The organism is Bradyrhizobium sp. Ghvi (genome assembly GCF_900115265.1).
Classification (GTDB): Bacteria; Pseudomonadota; Alphaproteobacteria; order Rhizobiales; family Xanthobacteraceae; genus Bradyrhizobium.
Genome location: NZ_FOVU01000001.1, coordinates 657,016 through 681,106 on the forward strand (window position 1 = coordinate 657,016; position 24,091 = coordinate 681,106).

Sequence of the window (24,091 nt, forward strand, 5' to 3'; positions counted from 1 at the left end):
AGCGAAATGAGATCTGGGTGGATCATCATTTCGCTTCAGATCGTTGTTTGAGCATGATCTTTCCGGAAAACCGCTTCACGCTTTGCGCTAACGCGGCCCTCCGGGTCCGGATCATGCTTCAAGTCATGCGCGAGCGGATGCGATCGACCAGCACGGCAAGGATGATGATCACGCCGACCAGCGTCTGCTGCCAGTAGGAGTTGACCTGCGCGAGCACGAGGCCGTTGCGGATCACCTCCAGCAGCACGCAGCCGACGATGGCGCCGAGCGGTCCGCCGAGGCCACCGGCGAGGTTGGCGCCGCCGATGACCGCGGCGGCGATGACGTTGAGCTCGTAGGACGTCGCCATGTTCGCGGGTGCGGATCCGAGCCAGCCCGAGATGATGATGCCTTGCAGGCCGGCGGCGAGCGCGCAGATCACATAGACCTCGATCTTCACGCGCACGACCGGGATGCCGGTCAATTCCGCCGCCTTCTCGTTGCCGCCGAGCGCGAAGACGTGGCGACCGAAGCTCGTGTGATGCAGCACGACCGCCATCACCACGGCGAGGATCACCAGGTAAATGAAGGGCGCGGGCACGCCGTACACATCACCCGAGGTCAACGCGTAGAAAAGATCGGCATCGGGCCCGCCCGGGAAGCTGCCGCGGCCGTTCGAGACCACATAAGCGAGCCCGCGCACGATCGAGAGCATGCCGAGCGTGGTGACGAAGGGCGACAGCCCGAGCACCGCAATGCAAAAGCCGTTGATGAGCCCGACGATGAACGCGGCGAGCAGGCCTGCGAGTACCGAGATCAGCAGGATCAAGCCGGGCGTGTTGGCGACGATCGTCTTGCCATCGGCGGCCATATGGACGAAGAGCGATCCCGGCGCCGACAGCTCCACCATGACCATGGAGGTGATCATGGCGGAAAAACACATCATCGAACCGACGGAGAGATCGATGCCCCCGGTGATGATGACGAACGTAATTCCGAGCGTGGCGATGGCGATGAACGAGAAGTTCTTCGCCACGTTCTGCATGTTGCCTTCGGTGAAGAAATAGGGGCTGGCAAACCGCATCGCGATCATCAGCACCACGAGCGCCAGCAGCACATAACCGGTCTGCGAGGCAAAGATGCCGCGGTGCCACCATTTGCTGCGGCCGACATTGGTGAAGGAGATCGGGCTTTCCATGGGCACGGACATTACGCCGCCTCCTTCGCGCCGGTGATGAGGGCTGTGACCTCCTCGGGGGACGTCTCGTGAATCGGCTTGTCGGCCCGCTTCTCGCCGCGGCGCATGACGACCACGCGGTCGCAGACGGCGAACACGTCGGGCATGCGGTGAGAGATCAGCATGACGGCGACGCCCTGCTCCTTCAGACGATGGATCAGGCTGAGCACCTGCTCCACCTGACGCACGGAGATCGCGGCGGTCGGCTCGTCCATCATCACGAGCTTGGCATTGGACAGTCGCGTGCGGGCAATTGCGACGGCCTGGCGCTGGCCGCCGGACATCTGCTTGACCAGGTCATGCGGCCGGGTCTCCGAGCGCAGCTCGCCGAACAAGTCCAATGCGCGCGAGGCCATCGCCTTGTGATCGAGCAGCGCGATCGGTCCAAATTTGCGCTTCAACTCGCGACCGAGGAAGACGTTCGCCGCGGCCGTCAGATTGTCGGCGAGCGCGAGATCCTGATAGACGACCTCGATCCCGACCGCGCGAGCATCGACCGGGCGACTGAAGTGAACGGCATTGCCGTCGAAGCGGATCTCGCCATGGGTGGGGCGGAAATTGCCGGCGATGATCTTGACCAGCGTCGACTTGCCGGCGCCATTGTCGCCCATCAAGCCGACCACTTCGCCCGGGCGCACCTGCATGTCGACGTCATGCAGCGCGCGGATGGCGCCGAACTCCTTGCCAATGCCGGTGAGTTCGAGGACCGGTGTTGTGTCAGCACTTGCCATCAGCGACCTCAGACGTAGCGGTTGACGAGGGATTCCAGATACTCCTGCCGCCCCGAGCGCGGTTGCGGGTCGAAACCCGGACCTTGCGCGCGATCGGCGAGATCGGCAAGCGAGCGCTGGCCGCCGAGAATGGCCCGTCCCTCCGGCCCGGCCCATCCCTCGTAGCGTTTGGCCAGCGGCCCTGAGAGGGCGCCGGCATCGAGCATCTCGGCAGCTGCGAGGAACGCCCGCGCGCATGCATCCATCGAGCCGACATGGGCGTGGATGAGGTCATCGGGGTCGATCGACTGACGACGGATCTTTGCATCGAAATTGAGCCCGCCCGAGGTGAAGCCGCCGCGGCTCAGGATCTCGTGGAACACCAGCGCCAGCTCGGGAACATTCATCGCGAACTGGTCGGTATCCCAGCCGAGCAAATCGTCGCCGCGGTTGATGTCGAGCGAGCCGAACACGCCGAGCGCCTCGGCCAGGGCGACCTCGTGCTGGAAGGAGTGGCCGGCGAGGATGGCGTGGTTCTGCTCGATATTGAGCTTGACGTCCTTGAGCAGATCGTAGCGCGCCAGGAAGCCATAGCAGGTAGCGACATCGAAATCATATTGATGCTTGGTCGGCTCCTTCGGCTTCGGCTCGATCAGGATCGGACCCTTGAAGCCGATCTTGTGCTTGTGCTCGACCACCAGCGATACGAAGCGGCCGAGCTGGTCGAGCTCGCGCTCCAGATCGGTGTTGAGCAGCGTCTCGTAACCCTCGCGGCCACCCCACAGCACATAGTTCTGGCCGCCAAGCCGGTGCGTCACCTCCAACGCGGCGCGAACCTGGCCGGCGGCATAGGTGAAGATATCAGGATCCGGATTGGTCGCAGCGCCGGCCATGTAGCGGCGATGCGTGAACAGGTTCGCGGTGCCCCAGAGCAGGCGGACCTTGGCTGAAGCCATCTTCGCTTCGAACAGATCAGCAATCGCGTTGAGGTTCGCAACGGACTCTTGAAGCGAATTTCCTTCCGGCGCCGCGTCGACGTCGTGGAAGGTGAAGAACGGCACGTCCAGCAGGCGGAATAGCTCGAAGGCGACATCGGCCTTGGCGCGCGCCATCGCCATCGGATCAGAGCCGTGATGCCAGGGCCGCAGAAACGTCTCGCCGCCGAAGGGATCGCCGCCCGGCCAACACAGGGAATGCCAATAGCAGACCGCGAAGCGCAGATGGTCCTCCAGCCTGCGGCCGTGAACCATGCGATCCTTGTCATACCAGCGGAAGGCGAGCGCATTATCCGCGTCCTTGCCGGCAAAGGCGACAGGCGTGCTTGCATCGAAGAATCTGGCTGGCGCGTTCACTTAGGTCGTCTCCTTCAATGCGGGATAAAGTTTGCGCCAGCTGCGATAGGCCTCATCATAGGCGGACGCAGCGGGTGCGCGAGGTGTGAAACTGGCGAGCCGTCGCGGACGGGTGCAGACTTGCGCGGGATCTTCGCCGGTGGCGGCGAGCCGGCCGAGCCGCGCTGCGCCAAGGGCCGCGCCGACCTCGCCCTCCTCGACACGGTGCACGGGAATGCCGAGCACGTCGGCGCAGATCTGCGCCCAGAGTGGCGAACGCGAGCCGCCGCCGACCAGATCGAGCTCGGCGATCGGCCCGCTTGCCGCACCCAGCGCCGCCAGGTTGTCGCGTGCCGCGAAGGCGACGCCTTCGAGCACCGCCTGGACGATCTGGCTGCGACCGGTCGCAGCCCGCAGGCCGACGAAGGCGCCGCTCGCGGCGGCGTCGTTGTGCGGGGTGCGCTCGCCGTCGAGATAGGGCAGGAATTTGACTGGGCTTGGCGCGTCGACGCGCTCACCGAGCGGCACCAGCAGAGCCGCGGCCGGCACCTCCATCATGCCGGCGAGCCAGCCGAGTGAAGCCGCCGCCGACAGCATCACGCCCATCTGGTGCCAAAGACCCGGCAGCGCGTGGCAGAATGCGTGCACCGCCGCTTCAGGCGCCGGCGCAAAGCGGTCGGTGACGCGGAACACCACGCCGGAGGTACCGAGCGACAGGAAGGCATTGCCGGGGGCGATCGCGCCGAGCCCGATCGCGCTCGCCGCGTTGTCACCGGCGCCGCCCGCGACCACGACGTCTTTCGTCATGCCCCAGCGTCGTGCAAATTCGGGCGCGAGCACCGCACTCACCGCGCCGCCCTCGACGAGGCGCGGCATGTGGTGCAGATCGAGGCCGGTGGCGTGCAGCAGCAGTGCCGACCAGCGTCGCAAACCGACATCAAGCCATAGCGTACCTGATGCGTCCGACATGTCCTCGACCATCTCGCCGGTCAGGCGATAGCGGACATAGGCTTTCGGCAGCAGCACCTTGGCGATGCGGGCGAATATCTTCGGCTCGTGCCGCGCGACCCAGAGCAGCTTTGGCGCGGTGAAGCCGGGCATCGCCAGATTTCCGGCAATGGCGTGCAGCGAGGGACAGCGGCGCTCGAGCTCAAGGCACTCGGCATGCGAGCGGCCATCGTTCCAGAGAATGGCCGGGCGCAGCGGACGGCCGTCCGCACCGAGCAGCGTCGCCCCGTGCATCTGGCCTGACAGGCCGATACCCACGACTTGCGCGACCTCACGCGGATGCTGGCGCGCGAGATCATCGACCGCGCCGGTCGCCGCATCAACCCAGGCATCGGGATCCTGCTCGGACCACAGCGGCGCCGGATGCGACAGCGCGAGCTCGCGCGCCGCCGTCGCGACAACCGCGCCGGCCTCGCTGACGAGCACTGCCTTCACACCTGACGTGCCGATGTCCAGTCCGAGATACAATTCGTCCTCCCTTGCCGGCCCGGTTGGCGATCTCCGTCGCCTGTTCCACGGACCATCCTCTTCACGCCGCCGCTACGGCAAATTGTCCCGCATCAAGATGTCGATGCGGATATTCTCCTGTTCGCTCAAGATCGGCTCGTTCCGTGCAAGCGACAGCAGCACGCGCACGGCGGCGCGCGCCTCATGCCCCGGGTTCTGCGAGATCGCGGCATCCAGCGCGCCTTGGAGCAATAATCTCCGCGTCATCGCCGTGAGATCGTGGGCGATGAAGACGACCTGCTTCTCGCGGCCGGCCTCGGTCAGTGCCTTGGCCACGCCTTGCGTGCCGGCGCCGACATTGTAGAGGCCGATGATGTCGGGGTGCTTGCCGAGGAGCCGCGAGATCAGCTGCTCGGAACGATCGTCGTCGTCGCGCCCCTCGAGCAGAGGCAATACATCGAGGTGCGAAAATTCCGACGCCATCACCTGATTGAAGCCGAAAATACGCTCGGCGTGATCGCGCAGGCCCTGCGAACCCGCGATGATGCCGATCTTGCCGGACTTTTGGCCGACCAGCCGGCCGACCAGTGCCCCGGCGGTGCGGCCTGCCGCAATATTGTCAATGCCGACGTAATGATGGCGGCGCGACGACGGCACATCCGAAACCAGCGTCACCACCTTGGTGCCGGCATCGACGAGGTCGTTGATTGCAGCGCGAACGCCGGGATGATCCAATGCCACCACGGCAATGCCGTCGTAATTGCCCGACAGCGCCTCGAGCGAGGCTGCGAGCACGGCTGGATCGAACACATCCGTATTGACCAGCTCGACGCTGAGACGGCGCGCGGCAAGCCAGCCCGACATCTCCCGGAGATAGGCCTCGATCTGCTGCATGAAGGGGTTCGCGCCGGTCGGCATCACAAAGGCGAAGCGGCGGGCGCGGCCACGGGCAAGCTCGGCGGCAGCCACGTGCGGCTGAAAGGCGTTACGCGCGATGATCTCCTGGACGCGCCGGACCGTGTCCGGCCGCACGCCGGGGCGGTGATGCAGGACGCGGTCGACCGTAGCCAAGCTGACACCGGCCTCGCGGGCGATGTCCTTCAGCGTCAGCGCGGCGGAAACGGTCTCCTCAACCATGACTGAAGGCTAGCAGAGGTGTTTTGAGGTACGCAACTCATTTTGAGGGATGCGGCAATGTTTTCGAGCCGCGGTTGCGTTGCACCTCTTAGACGCCGGTCAGATCGAGCGTCAGGAATAGGCTGTTGGGGTCCTCGACATAGCCCTGGAACGGTGCGCAAGGCACGAAGCCGTGGGCGCGGTAGAGCACGTGCGCCGGCTTGAAATAATCCCACGAGCCGGTCTCGAGGCTCAGCCGCGTCATGTCGCGCCTGCGGGCCTCGGCGATGACGTGGCGGAGCATGAGGCCACCGAAGCCGCGGCGGCGCGCCGTCTGGAGCGTGTGCATCGACTTCACCTCGCCGTGGTCGGGCGAGAGCGTCTTCAGCGCGCCGGTCGCGACCAGCGTTTCGCCGTCCCAGCCGGTCCAGAATGCGACATCGCTGGCACGAAGGCCTGCGAGGTCGAGCGCATGCGCGCTGCCCGGCGCAGTCTGCGCCCGCGCCGCCGCGACATGGTGGTCGAGCAGCGCGACGACGCGCGGATCAAAGGTATCGCCGGTGCGGATCTGCATCATCAGGGCCTCACATTGCCTGCAAGCGTCTTCTGCATGAAGACGAGATCGAGCCAGCGGCCGAATTTGCAGCCGACCTCGGGCATGCGGGCGACCTCGACAAAGCCAAGCGATGCATGCAATCCGAGCGAGGCTATATTGGCGGCCTCGATGCCGGCGATCATCGCGTGCTTGTTCAGCGCACTGGCGCGCTCGACCAGCGCAGTGACCAGGCTGCGGCCGATGCCAAGCCGATGATGCCGCTCGTCGACATAGACCGAATTCTCCACGGTGTGGCGATAGCCTGGGAAAGGGCGAAAATCGCCGAAGGAGGCGAAGCCGACGACGTCCCTGCCCTTCATCGCCACCAGCACGGGATAGCCGGCCTCCTGACGCGCGCGGATCCATTCGCGCCGCGAGGCGATGTCGGCGGGGCCGTCGGTCCACACCGCCGTGGTGTTGATGGCGGCGAAATTATAGATGGCGAGGATATCCCCGGCATCCTCGAGCGTGGCGTCCCGGACGATCGGCGACATCACATTTTCCCATAAGAGGTGCCGCGCCGCGTGATGATGACGTAGCGGGCATCCTGCCTGGTTTCATTCTCGAAGGTGATCGCGCGCATGACGTCGAAGTCGAGGCAATCGCCCTCGCGCAGGCGCAGCGTCTTGGCATCGATGTAGACGCAGACCGCGCCCTCCAGCATCAGAAGCTGCTGGGTGAAGGCGCTGCGCCCCCACGGGCTGTAGGCCACGCGCGCGCCGGCCGGCAGATCGACGACGATGATCTCGATGCCGCTTGCCGCATCGGCCGGCGAGGCATGACGGCGGCGGTAACCGCTGTCGGGATCGCGCCATTGCGGCTGGTCGGCGAGGCGCACCAGCCGCTCGGGCGGTTTCTCCGCAAGCGCGACCACATCGCTGAGCGTGACGTCGAGCGCGGCGCAGAGCTTGTTGAGCAGCGCCGCGGTGGCACTGCTCTGCGCCCGCTCCACCCGCCCGATCATGGCCCGGCTGACACCGGAGCGCGCCGCGAGCTCATTCAAGGTCATGCCGGCCTGCGTCCTCAGAATCTTCAATCGGCGACCGATCGCCCTGTCGAGTTTTTGCTGGTCCATGGCCTCTGATCCGCACATCGCCCGGCACATGGACCGCATCCGCCGGGCACTAAGAGCTTAAGGCGGTGGAACGATGCGTGCCGGGAGCGAGAGGCTAATATATTGGAATCTTTGCGTGCCGGGGAGCAACGCTCGGGATGCACAAAGAGCGAACGGACGGATCAGGCGGTGTCGGGTAAGCGGCCCTTAGCAGGAGCCCAGCTTGTCGATGCGCTTTTGATGGCGGCCGCCTTCGAACGCCGTGTTCAGGAAGGCTTCAACGCATTCCCTCGCCACCACATCGCCGGTCGTCCGGCCGCCCAGCGCCAGAACATTCGCATCATTGTGTTGGCGGCACAGCCGCGCACCGGTGACATCGTGAACGAGGGCGCAACGGATATGCGCATGGCGATTGGCGGCCATGGAAATGCCGATACCCGATCCGCAGATCAAAATGCCGCGTCCGGCTTTACCGGCCTTGATGGCCTCGGCCAGCTTGTGAGCGAAATCGGGATAGTCGACGGAGGCGGCGCTATCGGTGCCGAGGTCCAACCATGTCACATCGGGCAGCGCGCCTTTCAGGGCTTCCTTGAGGGCATAGCCCCCGTGATCACAGGCAATCGCGACCAAGCGCGCGCTCTCGTCCTTGTCGGCCATTGATAGTCCCAGGAATTTGGAGCGGGCGAAGGGAATCGAACCCTCGTATGCAGCTTGGGAAGCTGCCGTTCTACCATTGAACTACGCCCGCTCATGCGCGTGTCGTGCACTCTTCCTGATTAGCCGAGACGGTGTCCGGCGCCAAGAGCTTTGGCGCCTCAAGCCGGACTGATCTTAACGTCCTGGCAAGATTTTGGGTGCGCCGGATTGTGGCGGTGTTATGATCGAACGTCTGGGGAGAAACGTGCACTGAGTGGGGCGTGTGCATGGTGGGGAGTGCTTACGCGATTTTCGACACGGCGATAGGCCGTTGCGGCATCATCTGGAGCAGCACTGGCGTCGCTGCCGTACAATTGCCGGAGGCGCGGGAGATCGACACCCGCCGCCGGATTTTTCAGATCCATCCCGAGGCGCGCGAGCAGGCGCCACCGCTCAATTCCGAGCTCGCGATCGAGGGCATTGTGACCTTGCTGCAAGGCAGCGATCCCGATTTTTCCGACGTCAGCCTCGATGCCGGCGGCGTGCCTGCCTTCAACCGGCGCGTCTATGAATATGCCTGCACCATCCCCCGCGGGGAGACGCGCACCTATCATGAGGTCGCCAAGGCGCTGGGCGCCTCCGGCGCCGCGCATTCGGTGGCGCAGGCGATCTCCCGAAATCCCTACATGATCATCGTGCCCTGCCACCGGGTGCTGGAAGCGAGCGGCTATACTGACCGGATCTCGCCTTACGGCGGCGTGATCTCGAAGCGGCGCCTCTTGTCGCTCGAAGGTGCCCATCCGATCGCCACCAAGACGCTGTTCGAGGTGCTGCTGCCCGTTGCTCCGCCGCGCTCGCCCTCCTAAATACCGGGGATGGATGCGACCACACTGCTGACGTCCCAGACGATGACGGTCTCCGAGTTTCGCTGCGACGCGGGACCGGACGACCAGCCGTTTGCCGAGTGCCGCACCGGTCATTCCATCGCCTATGTCCGCTCGGGAAGCTTTGGCTGCCATTGCAGCGCCGGCTTCTTCGAGCTGGTGGCCGGCTCGCTACTGGTCGGAGCGCCCGGCGACGAATACACCTGCACCCATGAGCACGTCTGCGGCGATGTCTGCCTGTCGTTCTTCCTCAGCGAGGACCTCGTCGATGCTCTCGGCGGACGACGTGAGACTTGGCAAATCGGTGCAACGCCGCCGCTGCCCGAGCTGATGGTGCTGGGCGAGCTCGCCCAGACGGCGGCAGATGGCAATAGCGACCTGGGACTCGACGAGGTCGGACAGCTTCTGGCCGGCCGCTTTGTTGATGTGGTCTCGGGCAAGCCGCGCAAGCGGGTAGCGCCGACGGCGCGCGACCGCCGCCGCGCGGTAGAGGCCGCCTTGTGGATCGACGACAACTCGCATGCCGAGATCGATCTCGAGCAGGCCGCGCGCCTGGCGGGGCTGAGCCCGTTCCATTTCCTGCGGCTGTTTTCCAACGTGCTCGGCGTCACCCCGCATCAATATCTGGTGCGCTCGCGGCTGCGGCATGCGGCGCGCCTGCTCACGGAGGACGACATCGCGGTGACCGATGTCGCCTATGATGTCGGCTTCGGCGACCTCTCCAATTTCGTCCGCACCTTCCACCGCGCCGCCGGCATGTCGCCGACCAGGTTCCGGCAGGCTGCGAAAGGGAAGCGCAAGATTCTCCAAGAGCCGCTCGCCCTCAACTGACTAGGGTCGTCTCCGGCGCGCGCCAGTTCGGCGCGCTTTGCAATGGAGACGACCATGTATGACCATATCGGGCTGCGCGTTGCCGACCTCGACGCCGCCACGCGTTTCTACGCCGCCGTGCTGGCGCCGCTCGGTTACGTGCTGTGCTCGAGCGGCGACGGCTATGCCGGGTTCGGGCCGAAGGGCGAGCCGGCGCTCTGGCTGCATCTGAACACGGGCCGCAAGGCCGACGGCGCGCATATCGCGTTTCGCGCAGGGAATCATGACGCGGTGAAGGCGTTTCACAGCGAGGGGCTAAAAAGCGGCGGCCGTGACAATGGCGGCGCCGGGCCGCGCAAGGATTACAGTCCGACTTACTATGCGGCTTTTCTGATTGATCCTGATGGAAACAATGTCGAAGCGGTTTGTACGTAGGGCGCAACCAAAGGCCCCACATACGATGTCATTCCGGGTGGTGCGCAGCACCAGACCCGGAATCTCGAGATTCCGGGCTCGGCTCGTCGAACGCCCGGGAATGACTCCAGAAAAATGGGACTCTCTATGGCCTCCATTCACAACGATGTCTCCCTCCCCGCCCCGGCCCGCAACGTATGGGATGCGGTGCGCGATTTCGGTGCGCTGCCTCGGCGGCTGGTGCCGGGATTCGTCACCGCTTGCGAGCTCGACGGCGATGCGCGCATCGTCACCTTCGCCAACGGCTCGGTTGCACGCGAGGTGCTGGTCGATTGCGACGATGCACGGCAGCGGCTGGTCTACGCGATCAGCAACGAGCGGCTGAAGCACTACAGTGCCTCGGTGCAGGTGATCGCCGACGGCGAGGCGAAATGTCGCCTGGCCTGGATCATCGACATGCTGCCGAACGAGCTTGCCCCTTACGTGCGAGAGCAGACCAAGGCCGCCGTGGTCGCGATGCACAAGGCTTTCCCGGCGGGCTAGCTCTTGTCCGATCCCGCGAGGTCAGCTGTGGCGGCCATCGCCGCCACAGGCATCGCTAATCGGCGGCTGAGAGCACCGCGCGAACCGCCGGCCTCGTCCCGCGCGGACCCCAGCGCGTCAACGCCACGCTGGAGCTCGAGAGCAGCCCGAGCACGACCATCGAGCTTGCGGCAAGCCAGAAGAAATTTTGCGCGCTGGCATCGTGCGTCGACAACCACCAGCCGCAACTCGCGATGTAGATCAGCCGCGCAGTCTGCGCCAGCACCGGACCGATCACCTTGGCCGCTCCCTGCGACGAGAAGTACATCGTCGAGGCGAGCCCGATGAAGGCATAGAACGGCGCTACGGTCGACAGATATTGATGACTGGTCGCGCGCACATTGGCGCTGTCCGTAAAGATGTTGACCCAGAGATCGGGGAACAGCGCGACGAGGCAGGCGGGCGTACCCACGGCAACGAAAGCACTCGCACCTGCAATCCAGGCGATGCGCCGGGCGCGCGAAATACGGCCGGCGCCAACCGCCATGCCGACCATCGGCACCGAGGCGATGCCGAACGAGAACGCGATCGAGGTCAGCAGAAATTCGAGCCGCGCGCCGATGCCGTAACCGGCGAGGATCGCGGTGCCGAACTTCGCCAGCATGTGCGTGAAGATCGAGATGGTCAGCACCGATTGCAGCGGAGAGAAGCAGGCGATTGCGCCGACCTTCAGGATGTCGAAAAACATCGCCCATTGGATGCGCAAGCCACGCAGTTTGGGAACGACACGCGCGCGGCCGGAGAAGAGGTACCAACCCATGATGCAGATGTTCATGGAGTAGGCGGTCAGCGCGCCGGCCGCGACGCCGCGCATGCCAAGCTGCGGTACGGGTCCGAGCCCGAGGCCGAGAGTGCCGCCGAGCACGATCTGCCAGACCGCAGAGTTGAGGATCAACAGCGACGGCAGCTTCATGTTGCCGGTGCCGCGCAGCACGCCGGCCATGGTGTTGAGCGTCCAGGGCAGCACCGCACCGCCAAAGAACACTTGCGTGTAGGCGATCGCATGCGCCAGCACGTCACCACGGCCGCCGAGCATGGTGAGCACCTGGGGCCCGAAGATCAGCATGCCCAGCATGAAGACGAGGCCGAAGGTGATGCCGATCAGGAGTGCATGCGCCGCCAACGTCCCGGCGCGCTCGCGATCGCCGGCGCCCAGCGCGCGTGCGATAGCGGAAGCCACGGCACCGCCCATGGCGCCGCCCGACATCGTCATGGTCAGGATCACCGTCGGAAACACCAGCGCCATCGCAGCCAGTGCTTCGACGCCGAGGCGGCCGATATAGGACGTCTCTGCGATCACCACGCAGGTGCCGGCGGACAGCGCGACCACGTTCGGCCAGGCGAGCGAGAGCAGAGTGCGCAGGATCGGCCCGTCGGTCAGCGCGCTCCGTGCGGGGCGCGGGGATGGCGGCAGCGGACGTTCCTGCTCATCGACCGGGATCTCGGCGATCTCAGTCATTTCCTCTCCAGGGTGTAAGCGCCATTTGCGGGGGCGGCAATGCGTAGGTGTGCCAATGAATTTGCTCGCGCGAAAGGCGCGTCAGCACTTGTTAGCACGGCGGCTGGCGATTCCTCCTGCGCCAGATGCAGGCGTGCCCTGCGGCAGTGCATTTCAGCCCGTGGAATTGCGGTCTTCTCCCTATCCAATCGTCCAGACCAGCGGCGGCCGGCCAGCGGCGGTCGGGCGCAAATGCACCGGGATATGCCGACCGCATCCGGCAGCCAACCCTTCGAACAATCCCTCCAGCACCTTGGTGCAGGCACCATGATATTCGGCCACGTCGTCCATCAACTTCCAGCTCTGCTGCGCGATCTCGAAGCTGCCTTCGGATTGCGTGATCTCGGCGGAGTCGTCCTGCGTGGCGAACAGCGCGTCAAGGAACGAGGCGAACTCCCTCGCACCGCCGCGGCTCATCGACAGCGCCGTCGCGACTTCATCGAAACATTGCATCCCGATCAGCTTGCCGGTGAGGTGCAGGAGATAGCCGCCATCTTCCGGGCCGAACAGCTGCACCATCACCGGTGCAGCGGTGCGGACATATTCCATGGCGTAGTTGCGATAGGCTTTTTCCAGCCGTGGTTTCGGCCAGCTTGCGACCGGCAGCGCCGGCGCGGTCTTCTCGTCGAACAGCGGCGCTTCGAGATGCCGCGCGAACACCAGGCGCTGGTCGAGCTCGAGCGCATGGTCGTATTGATGATAATAGCCTTCGAGCCCGTCCTGGCCGTCGACGCTCTGCTTGGTACAGACGAAGCCCAGTCTGGTGTCGTCCAGCGCGACGCCGTTGTTGGCGTGCCAGCCGCGCAACATCGCGCGGCTCACCTCGCCCGGCACGCCGCAGATCGCAGCGCCCTTCCAGATCCAGCGCGGCGGCGGATAGCGGATCCAAGCCTTGGTGTCGCTCTCATACATGTATTCGACATGCACGCCGCCGATCCAGTTGGAGAGGTAGTGATATTGCGCGGCCGCCACTGCCGGCGGCAGATGATCGATCCCGAGCTTCTTGAGCCCCGGCAGGAAGCGCTCCTGCTGCTGGCGGCGGAACACGCGGAAGACAAACTCCGCTGCATCGGCCGTGCCACGGCGCGTGACCACGGTGAGGATGAGGCCGGTGAAATAGGCGTGATAGAGCTCGGCGACCGCGCGCCAGCGCTTCCATTGCGCTGCATGCGCCGCGTCTGCTGCTGCGGTCATGTTCACTCCCGATCGTTGTTTTGATCGAGTGTGTCACTGCGTCCCGTAGCAGGCAACATGAGGTGCGAGCAGGGCGGCCTGCACGATAGCCCGTCAATTCCGCATCACGAATTTTGCGCAGGCTTGTTTTGTGCTGCCTTGGCGGCGCGCTCGCGCTCGACCCGATCGGTGACGTCGCGCGCCATCGCAACCGATCCGAGCACGTTGCCAGCGGCGTCACGCACCAACGCAAAAGTCATTTCGATGTAGAGCTTGCGTCCGCTCTTGTGCAGCGCCCGGGTCAGTGTCGGCTTGCCCGCAAGCTTCATCGTGCCGCTGGCGAGCGCGGCCTCAAAACCCTTCCAGTGTGCAGCGCGCAGATGTTCGGGAATGATCAGATCGAGATTTTGGCCGAGCGCTTCGTCCGCTGGGAAGCCGAACAGCACAGCGGATGCGCGATTCCACCGTGTGATGGTGCCGGAGCGATCCGAATAGATCAGCGCGTCGGCGACGTCGTTGAGGATGTTTGCGTCGAGTTGGAACTGATCGGTCATGGCGCCACCTCGCATGTCGATGGATGTCCTGAGGTACCTTGCCACACGCTCGGTGTCATCGCCCGACTTGACCGGGCATGACAGCAGAGGGTGCGGTGAGCACTACACCCGGAAATGCTTGCTCAGCTTCAGGCCCTGCGCCTGGTAGTTGGAGCCGATGCGCTGGCCGTACATGGCATCGGGGCGGGCCAGCATCTTCTCGTAGACGAGGCGGCCGACGATCTGGCCGTGCTCGAGGATGAACGGCACTTCGCGCGAGCGCACTTCCAGCACGGCGCGCGCGCCTTGCCCGCCGGCACCGGCATAGCCGAAGCCGGGATCGAAGAATCCGGCATAGTGCACGCGGAACTCGCCGACCAGCGGATCGAACGGAACCATCTCCGCGGCGTAATCGGGCGGCACCTGCACCGCTTCCTTGGAGGCGAGGATATAGAACTCACCGGGATCGAGGATCAGGCTGCCGTCGGGACGCGCCGAGATCGGCTCCCAGAAATCTTCCACTGCATAGCCGGAGCGACGATCGACATCGACGACCCCGGTGTGGCGCTTGGCGCGATAGCCGACGAAGCCGCTGCCCTTCTCGCCGGAGAGATCGACGGAGACGGCGACGCCGCCCGTGAGATCGGCATCGTCGATGTCGACGAGACGCTCAGTGGCATGCAGCCCATCGAGCTCGTCGGCATTGAGGATGGCATCACCGGTGCGGAAGCGCACCTGGCTAAGGCGCGAGCCCTCGCGCACCAGCACCGGAAAGGTCTTCGGGCTGATCTCGGCATAGAGCGGGCCGTGATAGCCGGCGCCGATCATGTCGAAGCGCCGGGTGCCGTCGGCAATCACGCGGGTGAAGACATCGAGGCGGCCGGTCGAGCTTTTGGGGTTCGCGGCCGCGACGATCTCCGGCGGCAACGCGAGGCTCTCCAGCAACGGCACGATGTAGACGCAGTTGGTCTCCAGCACCGCGCCATCGGCGAGGCTGAACTCGTGCAGCTTCAACTGGTCGATGCGCTCGGCGACGGTGGCGCCGGGTCCAGGCAGGAAGCTCGCGCGCACGCGATAGGCGATGTCGCCGAGACGCAGATCGAGGCTTGCCGGCTGGATCTGGCTTTCGACGAAATCATAGGCGGGCAGGATGAGACCCTCTTCCGCCATCGCCGCGATCATGCGGTCAGGCAGGATACCATTGGCGTCGGCGGCGACCGTGAAACTCAACCGGGGATCCTCGTCAGGGGCACACCCATCCGGACATGTGAAAATACCAGCGTTTACGGCTATCCGATGGACGCCTTGACGGAAAGGGCATTGCGGAATATGAGCATCACTTATCCCGTGGTGATTTGAGCCGGCCGGCTTGCAGCCACGTTAAATAAGTCGCTAAACAGGCCGGGGACCTCTGTGATCCCGGCCCGTGGAGATATCCAGGCCGGTTTTTTTGTGACCGTTTTGACGAGACGGTCATATCGGAGGGTCCTATGTCGAAGTCGCCTGCCAACTACCGCCCCGAAACTCGCCTGGTCCATTCCGGCACCCTGCGCTCGCAATATGGCGAGACGTCGGAGTCGCTGTTCCTGACGCAGGGCTATGTCTACAACAGCGCCGAGGAGTGCGAGGCGCGGTTCAAGGGCGAGGACCCCGGCTTCATTTACTCGCGCTATTCGAACCCGACGATCGCGATGTTCGAGCGCCGCATGATCGAGCTCGAAGGCGCCGAGGCCGCGCGATCGGCCGCGACCGGCATGGCCGCAGTGACGACGGCGATCCTGGCGCCGCTCAGGGCCGGCGATCACGTGGTGGCGTCGCGCGCGCTGTTCGGCTCCAATCTCTATGTGTTGCAGGACCTGCTGCCGCGCTACGGCATCGAGACCACGCTGGTCAATGGTGCCAATCTCGATGAATGGCAGCGCGCGGTGAAGCCCAACACCAAGACCTTCTTCCTGGAGAGCCCGACCAACCCGACGCTCGACGTGCTCGACATTCCCGGCATTGCCGAGATCGCGCACCAGGCTGGCGCACGGCTCATCGTCGACAACGTGTTCGCCACGCCGATCTGGCAGAGCCCGCTCGAGCTCGGAGCCGACGTCGTGGTCTACTCCGCGACCAAGCATATCGACGGCCAGGGCCGCTGCCTCGGCGGCATCATCCTGTCGTCGGAGGCCTTCATTGCCGAGCACATCCACAATTTCATGCGCCAGACCGGCCCGTCGATCTCACCGTTCAACGCCTGGGTCCTGCTCAAGGGCCTGGAGACGCTCGGCGTGCGCGTGCGCGCGCAGACCGACACCGCCACGCGCATCGCCGATGTGCTGGCGAGCCACCCGAAGATTGCGCGGCTGGTCTATCCCGGCCGCGAGGATCATCCGCAGGCGGCACTGGTCAGGAAGCAGATGCGCGGCGGCTCGACGCTGGTCGGCTTCGAAGTGAAGGGCGGCAAGGCCGCGGCGTTCCGGGTGCTCAACGAGCTCAAGCTTGCCAAGATCTCCAACAATCTCGGCGACGCCAAGAGCCTCGTCACGCATCCGGCGACGACAACGCATCAACGGCTGAAGCCGGAGGTGCGCGCGGAGCTCGGGATCGGCGAGGGTTTCATTCGCTTCTCGGCAGGGCTCGAGCACGCCGATGATCTGATCGAGGATCTCACCGCGGCGCTGGAGAAGGCGTGAGGTTGTAGGGTGGGTTAGCCGAAGGCGTAACCCACCACTGTTTATCTCCGCGGATGCAGAGGTGGTGGGTTACGCCGAGCAGATGCGCTTCGCACATCTGCAGGGCTAACCCACCCTACGAAGACACGACAGCGGAATTACATCGGCCGATAGGTCCGCACGTCTGCCGGCACGTTCACACCCAGCTTGATCTGCCCCACCGAGCGGATGATGTCATCGCCGAGTAGCTGAGCGAAGCAGGCATAGCCCCAATCGTTCATGTGCAGGCCGTCGGCGATGACGAAGCTCTCGACCGGGAGCGCCTGCTTCTCATGCCAGTCGCGCATCACCTCGAAGCGCGGGAAAATGCCGACGTGACGAAGCTCGGCGACCTTGCCGAGCAGCTTCACCATCTTGCCTGCGCTCTCGGCACGCTTGTTGACGGCAGGTGAATATTGCGGATCGACCAGCACGATGTCGGCCTCGTCGGACGCCTGGATGCGGCTGATGCCCTCTTCCACTATTTTCGCAGTGTCGCCGGGATCGAGGTTACGCAGCACGGCATTGGTACCGACCTGCCAGATCACCATGTCCGGGTGCACGTCGATCACCGCCTTCTGGAGGCGCTTCATCATCTCGGGAGCGTCCTCGCCACCGACGCCGGCATTGACGACGGTGATATCTGCGGTCGGGTATTGCCGGCGCAGCTGTGCAGCGAGTCGGTTCGGATAGTTGAAGTCGGGCGAGCTGGCGCCATAGCCTGCAGTCGACGACGAGCCGAACGCGACGATCACGACGGGCTTGCCGGCAATCAGCTTGTTCGCGACATGCGGCAGCGAGCCCATGGTCTTCGAGACGCCCTTCGGCGACAGGCAAGGCACGCGGCTGAAAATGTCGCCGGCGGATTTCGCGACCTGCTTCACCTTGTCGATGGCGCGCGAGGTGAGACCGCGCTGCTCGCTTGCCGGCTGGCCGGTCACGGCGACCGTCATCTCGGATGGTAATGGCGGAGTGGGATTAGTCGCCTGCGGCGAAGCAGGTGTCGCTTGCGCGTGAGCGGGTGTCTGCACGAAGGACGTCAGCATCAGCAGCGCCGCCGCGGCGGGCGCCGCCAGCCATATCGACAGGCCAAAAGGGCGGAAAGAACTCATTAACGCTAGACCTCAATTTTGCTGCTCGGCCGGCCCCAGGTGAGCTGCGTCGATCACGAACTGTGCCAACGCCCGGCCGATGCAATCGTGGACCTGCTTCGCCAGCTCGGGGCCGCGGGACGGGCTGAACAGGTCGAACTGACCCTGATCATTCCACTGCCGCATCATCGCGAAACGGTCGAACAGCGGGATATCATGCTCCTGCGCCACCACCCGCATGTTATCGAGATAAGGCGGCGCCGAGATCATGGTTTCGGTGCGCGGGCTGTACTGCAAATTCATCAACACGACGTCAGCCCCTGCATTTTGCAACGCAGCGACCCCTTCGGTCACCGCGTTGCGAAACTCGTCGGGATCGATGGATCGGATAGCATCCACGGTCCCGGTCTGCCAGATCACCAAAGTAGGTGTTTTTGCTTCCATCAGCTTAACGAAGCTTCCGGCAGTCTCCTCCGCGGTCTTCTTGCTCTGTATTTCTACGGAGACGTGCACGGCCTCCGACGGCGGCAGCTTCTCCTTGAGGATCGCCTCCATCCTGGCCGGATAGGAGCTGCTCTCCGACGACGGAATGGTCGTCGAGCGGCTTCCGACGACGAGGATTTCGAGCGGTTTGCCTGATTTGACGGTGTCGGCAACCTTGTGGAGCTGGCTTTCGCTTGTGAGCAGGTAGGACGGCAGTTCGCAGGCCGCGGGCAGGGTCGGAGCAGCAGGCGCAGCATCCTCGGCGCGCGCCGACGGCGCGGCGAGGACACCGCACAGCAGGATCAGGCTCAGGAGTACCTTCGCCTTCATCAGCCCCCTCCCGCCAGATCGGCGTTGCCGACGGCGTTTTTGGTTTTCGCACCGCTCTTGTCAGCCACCCGCTTGTACCACGAAATCACCCAGGCCACCGCCCACATGATCAGGATTCCGGCGAGACTGATCAGCGCATGCATGGCAGGTCCACCCGAGACCTCGGCCAGGATGAAATGGCCCGCAAAGGCCAGGAAGACGCCGAGACAGAAGATCTCCAGGGAATGCTGGCCGCACAGGATCAGCGGCCGCAGCCACGGCGATTTCAGGCCCGGCCATTCCCGCGGCAGGAACCGCACCGTGAGCGCGGCCAGCGCCAGGAAATGCGTGAAGCGCAGCACGTCGAGGTCGGTCTTGTCGATCGGATACATCCACTGCTCGAGCCGCTTCGGCATGAAGTGCGACAGCTGCGGCACGTACCAGGTCAGCGTCACGCAGAACGCCGCGACGAGATAGGCGATCGATATCCACATCGTCACCGGGGAAGCCAGAATGCGCGACATGCGTCGCGCACCTCCGAGCGCACACCAGGCCCCGAACACGAACAACAATTGCCAGGCCAGCGGATTGAACGCCCAGAAGCCGTTCGGATAGGCCGAGAAGTAGAGGTCGAATTCCCACGTCGCCGCGTAGAGCAGGGCCGAGAGCGCGAGCGTGACGTCCGGCCTCCACTTCATCGACCACAGGATCAGCGGCAGCGCCAGCATCAACACGATGTAGAGCGGCAGCACGTCCATGTTGACGGGACGGAAGCGCAAGAGCAGCGCCTGCACGATGGTGACATCGGGCTGCTTGAGGAAATCCATGATCCCCATCTCTTCGGTGTAGAGCGGGTTCTCGAAGCTGGTCGCCACATAGGAGATCTCGGCAAGGAAGATCGTGAACAGGAAGACATGGGCGACATAGATCTGCCAGACCCGGCGCAGGATGCGCGCGGTGGCGACCACGAAGCTGTTCTCCAGCATCGCACGGCCGTAGACGAAGGCTGCGGTGTAGCCGGAGATGAAGATGAATATCTCGGTGGCGTCGCTGAAGCCGTAATTGCGGATCGTGAACCAGGTCAGCAAATTGGGCGGCAGATGATCGATGAAGATCAGCCACAACGCGAGACCCCGGAACAGGTCGAGCCTGAGTTCGCGCTCGCCGATGGCGGGCAGCGTGATCGCCGGCGCACGCGGCTTGGCCTCCACAGGCTTGGCATCCGCGGGCTTGGCGCTTGCGGTTCCTGCGATTGATCCCGTCACTTGATCGGCAATGGTCATCGGGGCCCAAAAACCCTTCCGCAAATCGCGACGTTTCAAGGAGTGTACCGGTCCAGTCGCCGCCTCGCAAAGCGGCCGGATCACATACGAGTGTATTTGGGGGGTGTACTTCCCCGCCAATTCTGGCGGGACGATGTCGCGAAGGGCTCGGCGGCATTTGGTTCCGGGCGAGGATTTCGTTATGATGGCAACCATGTACCGCGCCGTGACCCGCCAGATCGAAGTGACCGTCGAGCCGAACTTTGTTCCGGAGCAGTCGTCGGCCGACCGCTCGCGCTATTTCTGGTCCTACACCATCGTCATCACCAATTCCGGCGACGAGACCGTGCAGCTCAAGACGCGGCACTGGATCATCACCGACGCCTCCGGCCGGCAGCAGGAGGTCAAGGGCGAAGGCGTCGTCGGCGAGCAGCCGACCCTCGCCCCGGGCGAGCGCTTCGAATACACCTCGGGCGTGCCGCTCTCGACCGCCTCCGGCTTCATGACCGGCCGCTACCAGATGGTCAGCGAGACCGGCGAGCGTTTCGAGATCGAGGTGCCGACGTTCTCGCTCGACAGCCCTGACAACAAGCGGGTGTTGAATTAGGGGCAGTGGCGCAGTGCCGTAGGGTGGATTAGCCGAAGGCGTAATCCACCATGTTTCAGCGGAGACAAAAGAGGTGGATTACGCTTCGCTAATCCACCCTACGATGCCGACGCCTACGCGTCTTCGACGCCGGCCTCGTGCGGTGTGAACTGGTACACCGACGAGCAGAACTCGCAGGTCACGACGACCTTGTCGTCCTTGACCATGGCGATGCGATCATCCGGCGAGAAGCTCTTCAGCATGGAGGCAACCGCGTCGCGCGAGCAGGAGCATTGCGCCTTCAGGACAAGCGGGTTGAACACGCGCACGCCGCGTTCGTGGAAGAGGCGGTAGAGCAGCCGCTCGCCGGAGAGATCGGGATCGATCAGCTCGACGTCCTCGACCGTCTCCATCAGCGAGCGCGCCTCGACCCAGGCATCGTCTTCAGCAACGCTGTGCATCTCGGCGCCATCAGGCGCATCGCCGGGATGCAGGTCAGCCTGTCGCGCGCGCTCCGGCGCCTTCGGCAAGAACTGCATCAGCATGCCGCCGGCGCGCCAGCGATGCTTGCCGCCATCGCTACTGCGCCACTCCTCGCCGACTGCGAGACGCACACGTGTCGGGATCTGCTCGGAGCGCAGGAAATATTCGTGGGCGGCATCTTCCAGGCTGCCGCCGTCGAGCGCCACCAGGCCCTGATAGCGGCTCATGTCGGGCCCCTGGTCGATGGTCATGGCGAGATGGCCTCGACCGAGCAGCGCGCCGGAATCTTTGGCATCGCCGAGGCGCGCGGCATCGAAGCGCGCATAGGCGCGCAGGCGATCCGGCGCATTATAATCCACCACCAGGAACGACACCGGACCGTCGGTCTGGGCCTGAAGGATGAAGCGGCCCTCGAATTTCAGCGCCGAGCCGAGCAGCGTCGTCAGCACGATGGCCTCGCCGAGCAGCTTGCCGACCGGTGCAGGATAATCGTGCTTGGTCAGGATGTCGTCGAGCGCGGGACCAAGCCGCACCAGGCGACCGCGCACATCGAGCGCGTCGACCTCGTAAGGCACCACAGCGTCATCGATCGGAACCGCTGAAGGCGCGCGAACCGGGCCTTCATGCCCGGTCTTCATGTCAGGGGATTGGGAAACCATGGCGCTTTATCTGGGGTCGGAGGGGGCGAAATGGAAGGGGTGCGGGGCGTTCCGAATGCAACTCGAATTGTACGAAGCAACCTCAAGCTCGGTGTCGTCCCGGGGCGCTGCGAAGCGCGAGCCCGGGACCCATAGCCACAGGATTGCGTCATGGCGCGAGATGACAACTCCGAGTCCTCGCCAAACCACCTCCTGTGGTTATGGATCCCGGATCTGCGCGCGCTTGAGGCGCGCCGGGATGACGGCGGAGGGGAGCGGCGCGGGCACTCGCTCCACTGTCGCTCTACTTCACCGCGTCAAAGCACCAGGCCAGAATGCCTTTCTGCGCGTGCAGGCGGTTTTCGGCCTCGTCGAACACGACCGATTGCGGGCCGTCGATCACCTCGTCGGTGACCTCCTCGCCGCGATGGGCGGGCAGGCAGTGCATGAACAGCGCATCGGGCTTCGCCAGCGACATCAGCTTGGAATTGACCTGATAGGGCTTGAGCACGTTGTGGCGGTGCTCGCCTTCCTTGTCGCCCATCGACACCCAGGTGTCGGTGACGACGCAATCGGCGCCCTTCACGGCGGCTTCCGGATCGGTGCCGATCACGATCGATGCCCCGGTGGCCTTGATGAAGTCGCGCATCACCTTCTTCGGAGCAAGCTCCGGCGGTGTTGCGACGTTGAGCTTGAACTTGAATCGCTCGGCGGCATGCGCCCAGGACGCCAGCACGTTGTTGTCGTCGCCGGTCCAGGCCACGGTCCTGCCTTCGATCGGGCCGCGATGCTCCTCAAAGGTCAGGAGATCGGCCATCACCTGGCAGGGATGTGAGCGCCGCGTCAGGCCGTTGATGACGGGCACGGTCGCATTCGCCGCGAGCTCCAGCAGCGCCTCGTGGTTGAGGATCCGGATCATGATGGCATCGACATAGCGCGACAGCACACGTGCGGTGTCGGCGATGGTCTCGCCGCGGCCGAGCTGCATCTCGGCGCCGGTGAGCATGATGGGCTCGCCGCCGAGCTGGCGCATGGCGACGTCGAACGAGACGCGGGTGCGGGTCGACGGACGCTCGAAGATCATCGCCAGCGTCTTGCCTTCGAGCGGCCTGACCGGCTGATGCGCCTTCTGCTTCGCCTTCATGGCGGAGGAGGCCGCGAGCATGCTCTTGAGCTCCGACAGCGGCAGCTCGTTGATATCAAGGAAATGCTTGGGTTTCTTGCTCATCAGCTTGCCGCCCGCTTGTTGCTTGATAGCGCAGCACAGGCGCGTTCGAGCCTGATGACGCTGTCCTCGATCTCGGCTTCGGTGACGATCAAGGGCGGCAGGAAGCGCACGACATTGTCGCCGGCGCCGACGGTGAGCAGCTTTTCCTTGCGAAGCGCAGCGACCAGGTCGCCGGAGGGCACCACGGCCTTGATTCCGATCAGGAGGCCCTCGCCGCGCACTTCGCTGACGACATCTGGGTGACGGTCGATTACGGAGGCGAGCTTCTGCTTGAGCAGCAGCGACATCTTCTGCACATGATCGAAGAAGCCGGGCTTGACCATGACGTCGAGCACGGCATTCGCGGCCGCGATCGCCAGCGGATTGCCGCCAAAAGTCGAGCCATGCGAGCCGGGACCCATGCCGGCCGCGGCATCGGCGGTCGCCAGTATCGCGCCGATCGGGAAGCCACCGCCGAGCGCCTTGGCCAGCGACATCACATCGGGCGTGACGCCGGTGCGCCGGTAAGCGAAAAGATCGCCGGTGCGGCCCATGCCGGTCTGCACCTCATCGAACGCAAGCAGCAGACCCTTCTCATCACAGAGCTGGCGCAGCGCCTTGAGAAAGCCTGATGGAGCCGAGCGCACGCCACCCTCGCCCTGGATCGGCTCGATCAGGATACCGGCGGTGTGCGGACCGATCGCCTTCTTGACGGCCTCGAGGTCGCCATGCGGCACCTGGTCGAAGCCATCCATCGGCGGACCGAAGCCTTCGAGATATTTGGCAGCGCCGGTCGCGGCGAGCGTTGCGAGCGTGCGGCCGTGGAAGGCGCCCTCGAACGTAATGATGCGGTACCGCTCCGGGTGCCCCTTGGAGAAATGATGATGGCGCACCAGCTTGATCACGCCCTCCAGCGCCTCGGCGCCGGAATTGCAGAAGAACACGAGATCCGCAAAGCTCTCGCTGCACAGGCGCGCGGCGAGCTTCTCGCCGTCAGGGCTCTGGAACAGGTTCGACATGTGCCAGAGCTTGGTCGCCTGCTCCTGCAACGCCTTGACCAGCGCAGGATGGGCATGGCCGAGCGCATTCACCGCGACGCCCGAGGTGAAATCGAGATAGCGATCGCCGTTGGTCGCGATCAACCAGACGCCTTCACCGCGCTCGAAACCGATGTCGGCTCTGGCGAAAACGGGAAGCAAATGCGGCGCTGCGCTGTTGGTCATGACGATCACTTGATTGTTGCGGACGGTGAAGGGTGCATTGCGCAACGCACCATTGACCGGCCCGGAAAACGAAACGTGCCGCCTTTTAAGGGCGGCACGCGCGACT

At 64.5% G+C, this 24,091-nt stretch carries 25 protein-coding genes, 1 tRNA gene and 1 riboswitch; of the genes, 6 read left to right on the forward strand and 20 right to left on the reverse strand.

Features of this window, described 5'->3' with window-relative positions; genetic code table 11:
• Positions 1-118: 118 nt before the first annotated feature.
• The 10 genes from BM374_RS03115 to BM374_RS03160 all read right to left on the reverse strand — a co-directional run bounded on the left by BM374_RS03115 (position 119) and on the right by BM374_RS03160 (position 8,225).
• Positions 119-1,189 (reverse strand): ABC transporter permease, encoded by a 1,071-nt coding sequence (locus BM374_RS03115; protein ID WP_092289085.1) that lies wholly within the window; start codon positions 1,187-1,189, stop codon positions 119-121.
• Entirely contained in the window at positions 1,189-1,947 is a 759-nt protein-coding gene (locus BM374_RS03120) for an ATP-binding cassette domain-containing protein (RefSeq protein WP_092289086.1), read from the reverse strand. The genes BM374_RS03115 and BM374_RS03120 overlap by 1 nt, the downstream gene beginning before the upstream one ends.
• Positions 1,948-1,955: 8 nt before the next feature.
• On the reverse strand, positions 1,956-3,278 hold the full coding sequence (gene xylA, locus BM374_RS03125) for a xylose isomerase (protein WP_092289087.1): 1,323 nt from the start codon (positions 3,276-3,278) through the stop codon (positions 1,956-1,958).
• A complete protein-coding gene (gene xylB / locus BM374_RS03130; RefSeq protein WP_092289088.1) occupies positions 3,279-4,733 on the reverse strand; it encodes a xylulokinase in 1,455 nt (484 codons plus the stop codon). It abuts the gene before it with no gap.
• Positions 4,734-4,805: 72 nt separating this feature from the next.
• Entirely contained in the window at positions 4,806-5,849 is a 1,044-nt protein-coding gene (locus tag BM374_RS03135) for a LacI family DNA-binding transcriptional regulator (protein WP_092289089.1), read from the reverse strand.
• Positions 5,850-5,937: 88 nt separating this feature from the next.
• Complete coding sequence (locus BM374_RS03140) at positions 5,938-6,402, reverse strand: GNAT family N-acetyltransferase (protein WP_177248142.1); 465 nt, start codon at positions 6,400-6,402, stop codon at positions 5,938-5,940.
• Positions 6,403-6,404: 2 nt separating this feature from the next.
• Entirely contained in the window at positions 6,405-6,917 is a 513-nt protein-coding gene (locus BM374_RS03145) for a GNAT family N-acetyltransferase (RefSeq protein ID WP_177248059.1), read from the reverse strand.
• Entirely contained in the window at positions 6,917-7,498 is a 582-nt protein-coding gene (locus tag BM374_RS03150) for a helix-turn-helix domain-containing protein (protein ID WP_092289091.1), read from the reverse strand. Before BM374_RS03150 ends, BM374_RS03145 begins: the two co-directional genes overlap by 1 nt.
• 186 nt (positions 7,499-7,684) lie before the next feature.
• A complete protein-coding gene (rpiB, locus tag BM374_RS03155) occupies positions 7,685-8,134 on the reverse strand; it encodes a ribose 5-phosphate isomerase B (protein ID WP_092289092.1) in 450 nt (149 codons plus the stop codon).
• A gap of 17 nt (positions 8,135-8,151) precedes the next feature.
• A tRNA-Gly gene (locus BM374_RS03160) sits at positions 8,152-8,225 on the reverse strand.
• 175 nt (positions 8,226-8,400) lie between these two features.
• Between BM374_RS03160 and BM374_RS03165 the strand changes: the two genes are divergently transcribed.
• The 4 genes from BM374_RS03165 to BM374_RS03180 all read left to right on the forward strand — a co-directional run bounded on the left by BM374_RS03165 (position 8,401) and on the right by BM374_RS03180 (position 10,764).
• The gene (locus BM374_RS03165) at positions 8,401-8,979 is read left to right on the forward strand and encodes a methylated-DNA--[protein]-cysteine S-methyltransferase (RefSeq protein ID WP_092289093.1); all 579 of its coding nucleotides are present in this window, start codon (positions 8,401-8,403) and stop codon (positions 8,977-8,979) included.
• Between the two features lie 9 nt (positions 8,980-8,988).
• Positions 8,989-9,828 (forward strand): helix-turn-helix transcriptional regulator, encoded by an 840-nt coding sequence (locus BM374_RS03170; RefSeq protein WP_092289094.1) that lies wholly within the window; start codon positions 8,989-8,991, stop codon positions 9,826-9,828.
• A 54-nt stretch (positions 9,829-9,882) separates the two neighbouring features.
• Positions 9,883-10,242: a VOC family protein gene (locus BM374_RS03175; protein ID WP_177248060.1), complete on the forward strand. Its 360-nt coding sequence runs from the start codon at positions 9,883-9,885 to the stop codon at positions 10,240-10,242.
• A 126-nt stretch (positions 10,243-10,368) separates the two neighbouring features.
• A complete protein-coding gene (locus tag BM374_RS03180) occupies positions 10,369-10,764 on the forward strand; it encodes an SRPBCC family protein (RefSeq protein ID WP_092289096.1) in 396 nt (131 codons plus the stop codon).
• Positions 10,765-10,819: 55 nt separating this feature from the next.
• Here BM374_RS03180 and BM374_RS03185 read toward each other — a convergent pair whose 3' ends face one another.
• From BM374_RS03185 to BM374_RS03200, 4 genes are all read right to left on the reverse strand, one after another.
• The gene (locus BM374_RS03185; protein ID WP_092289097.1) at positions 10,820-12,262 is read right to left on the reverse strand and encodes an MATE family efflux transporter; all 1,443 of its coding nucleotides are present in this window, start codon (positions 12,260-12,262) and stop codon (positions 10,820-10,822) included.
• 180 nt (positions 12,263-12,442) lie between these two features.
• Positions 12,443-13,495 carry a hypothetical protein gene (locus BM374_RS03190; RefSeq protein ID WP_092289098.1) on the reverse strand — a complete coding sequence of 351 codons (1,053 nt, stop codon included), beginning with the start codon at positions 13,493-13,495 and terminating at the stop codon, positions 12,443-12,445.
• A 104-nt stretch (positions 13,496-13,599) separates the two neighbouring features.
• Positions 13,600-14,028 (reverse strand): PAS domain-containing protein, encoded by a 429-nt coding sequence (locus BM374_RS03195; protein ID WP_092289099.1) that lies wholly within the window; start codon positions 14,026-14,028, stop codon positions 13,600-13,602.
• A gap of 102 nt (positions 14,029-14,130) precedes the next feature.
• Positions 14,131-15,237, reverse strand: a complete 1,107-nt coding sequence (locus BM374_RS03200; protein ID WP_092289100.1) for a 2'-deoxycytidine 5'-triphosphate deaminase — start codon at positions 15,235-15,237, stop codon at positions 14,131-14,133.
• A 107-nt stretch (positions 15,238-15,344) separates the two neighbouring features.
• A riboswitch (SAM riboswitch) is annotated at positions 15,345-15,424 on the forward strand.
• 73 nt (positions 15,425-15,497) lie between these two features.
• Here BM374_RS03200 and BM374_RS03205 point away from each other — a divergent pair.
• Positions 15,498-16,685: an O-succinylhomoserine sulfhydrylase gene (locus BM374_RS03205; protein ID WP_092289101.1), complete on the forward strand. Its 1,188-nt coding sequence runs from the start codon at positions 15,498-15,500 to the stop codon at positions 16,683-16,685.
• A 137-nt stretch (positions 16,686-16,822) separates the two neighbouring features.
• Here the strand turns inward: BM374_RS03205 and BM374_RS03210 are convergent, their stop codons facing one another.
• Genes BM374_RS03210 through BM374_RS03220 form a run of 3 tightly spaced genes read right to left on the reverse strand, consistent with a single transcriptional unit; the run spans position 16,823 to position 19,869 of the window.
• Complete coding sequence (locus tag BM374_RS03210) at positions 16,823-17,815, reverse strand: SGNH/GDSL hydrolase family protein (protein WP_092289102.1); 993 nt, start codon at positions 17,813-17,815, stop codon at positions 16,823-16,825.
• A 12-nt stretch (positions 17,816-17,827) separates the two neighbouring features.
• Positions 17,828-18,607 carry an SGNH/GDSL hydrolase family protein gene (locus BM374_RS03215; protein WP_092289103.1) on the reverse strand — a complete coding sequence of 260 codons (780 nt, stop codon included), beginning with the start codon at positions 18,605-18,607 and terminating at the stop codon, positions 17,828-17,830.
• Entirely contained in the window at positions 18,607-19,869 is a 1,263-nt protein-coding gene (locus tag BM374_RS03220; protein WP_092289104.1) for an OpgC domain-containing protein, read from the reverse strand. The genes BM374_RS03215 and BM374_RS03220 overlap by 1 nt, the downstream gene beginning before the upstream one ends.
• Before the next feature lie 193 nt (positions 19,870-20,062).
• Between BM374_RS03220 and apaG the strand changes: the two genes are divergently transcribed.
• The gene (gene apaG, locus BM374_RS03225; protein ID WP_177248143.1) at positions 20,063-20,455 is read left to right on the forward strand and encodes a Co2+/Mg2+ efflux facilitator ApaG/CorD; all 393 of its coding nucleotides are present in this window, start codon (positions 20,063-20,065) and stop codon (positions 20,453-20,455) included.
• Positions 20,456-20,568: 113 nt separating this feature from the next.
• On the opposite strand, the gene BM374_RS03230 is transcribed toward apaG, so the two are convergent.
• From BM374_RS03230 to BM374_RS03240, 3 genes are all read right to left on the reverse strand, one after another.
• Entirely contained in the window at positions 20,569-21,576 is a 1,008-nt protein-coding gene (locus BM374_RS03230; protein ID WP_092289106.1) for an Hsp33 family molecular chaperone, read from the reverse strand.
• A gap of 283 nt (positions 21,577-21,859) precedes the next feature.
• Positions 21,860-22,783 (reverse strand): ornithine carbamoyltransferase, encoded by a 924-nt coding sequence (gene argF, locus BM374_RS03235; RefSeq protein ID WP_092289107.1) that lies wholly within the window; start codon positions 22,781-22,783, stop codon positions 21,860-21,862.
• Positions 22,783-23,985: an aspartate aminotransferase family protein gene (locus tag BM374_RS03240; protein ID WP_177248061.1), complete on the reverse strand. Its 1,203-nt coding sequence runs from the start codon at positions 23,983-23,985 to the stop codon at positions 22,783-22,785. The genes argF and BM374_RS03240 overlap by 1 nt, the downstream gene beginning before the upstream one ends.
• Positions 23,986-24,091: the final 106 nt, after the last annotated feature.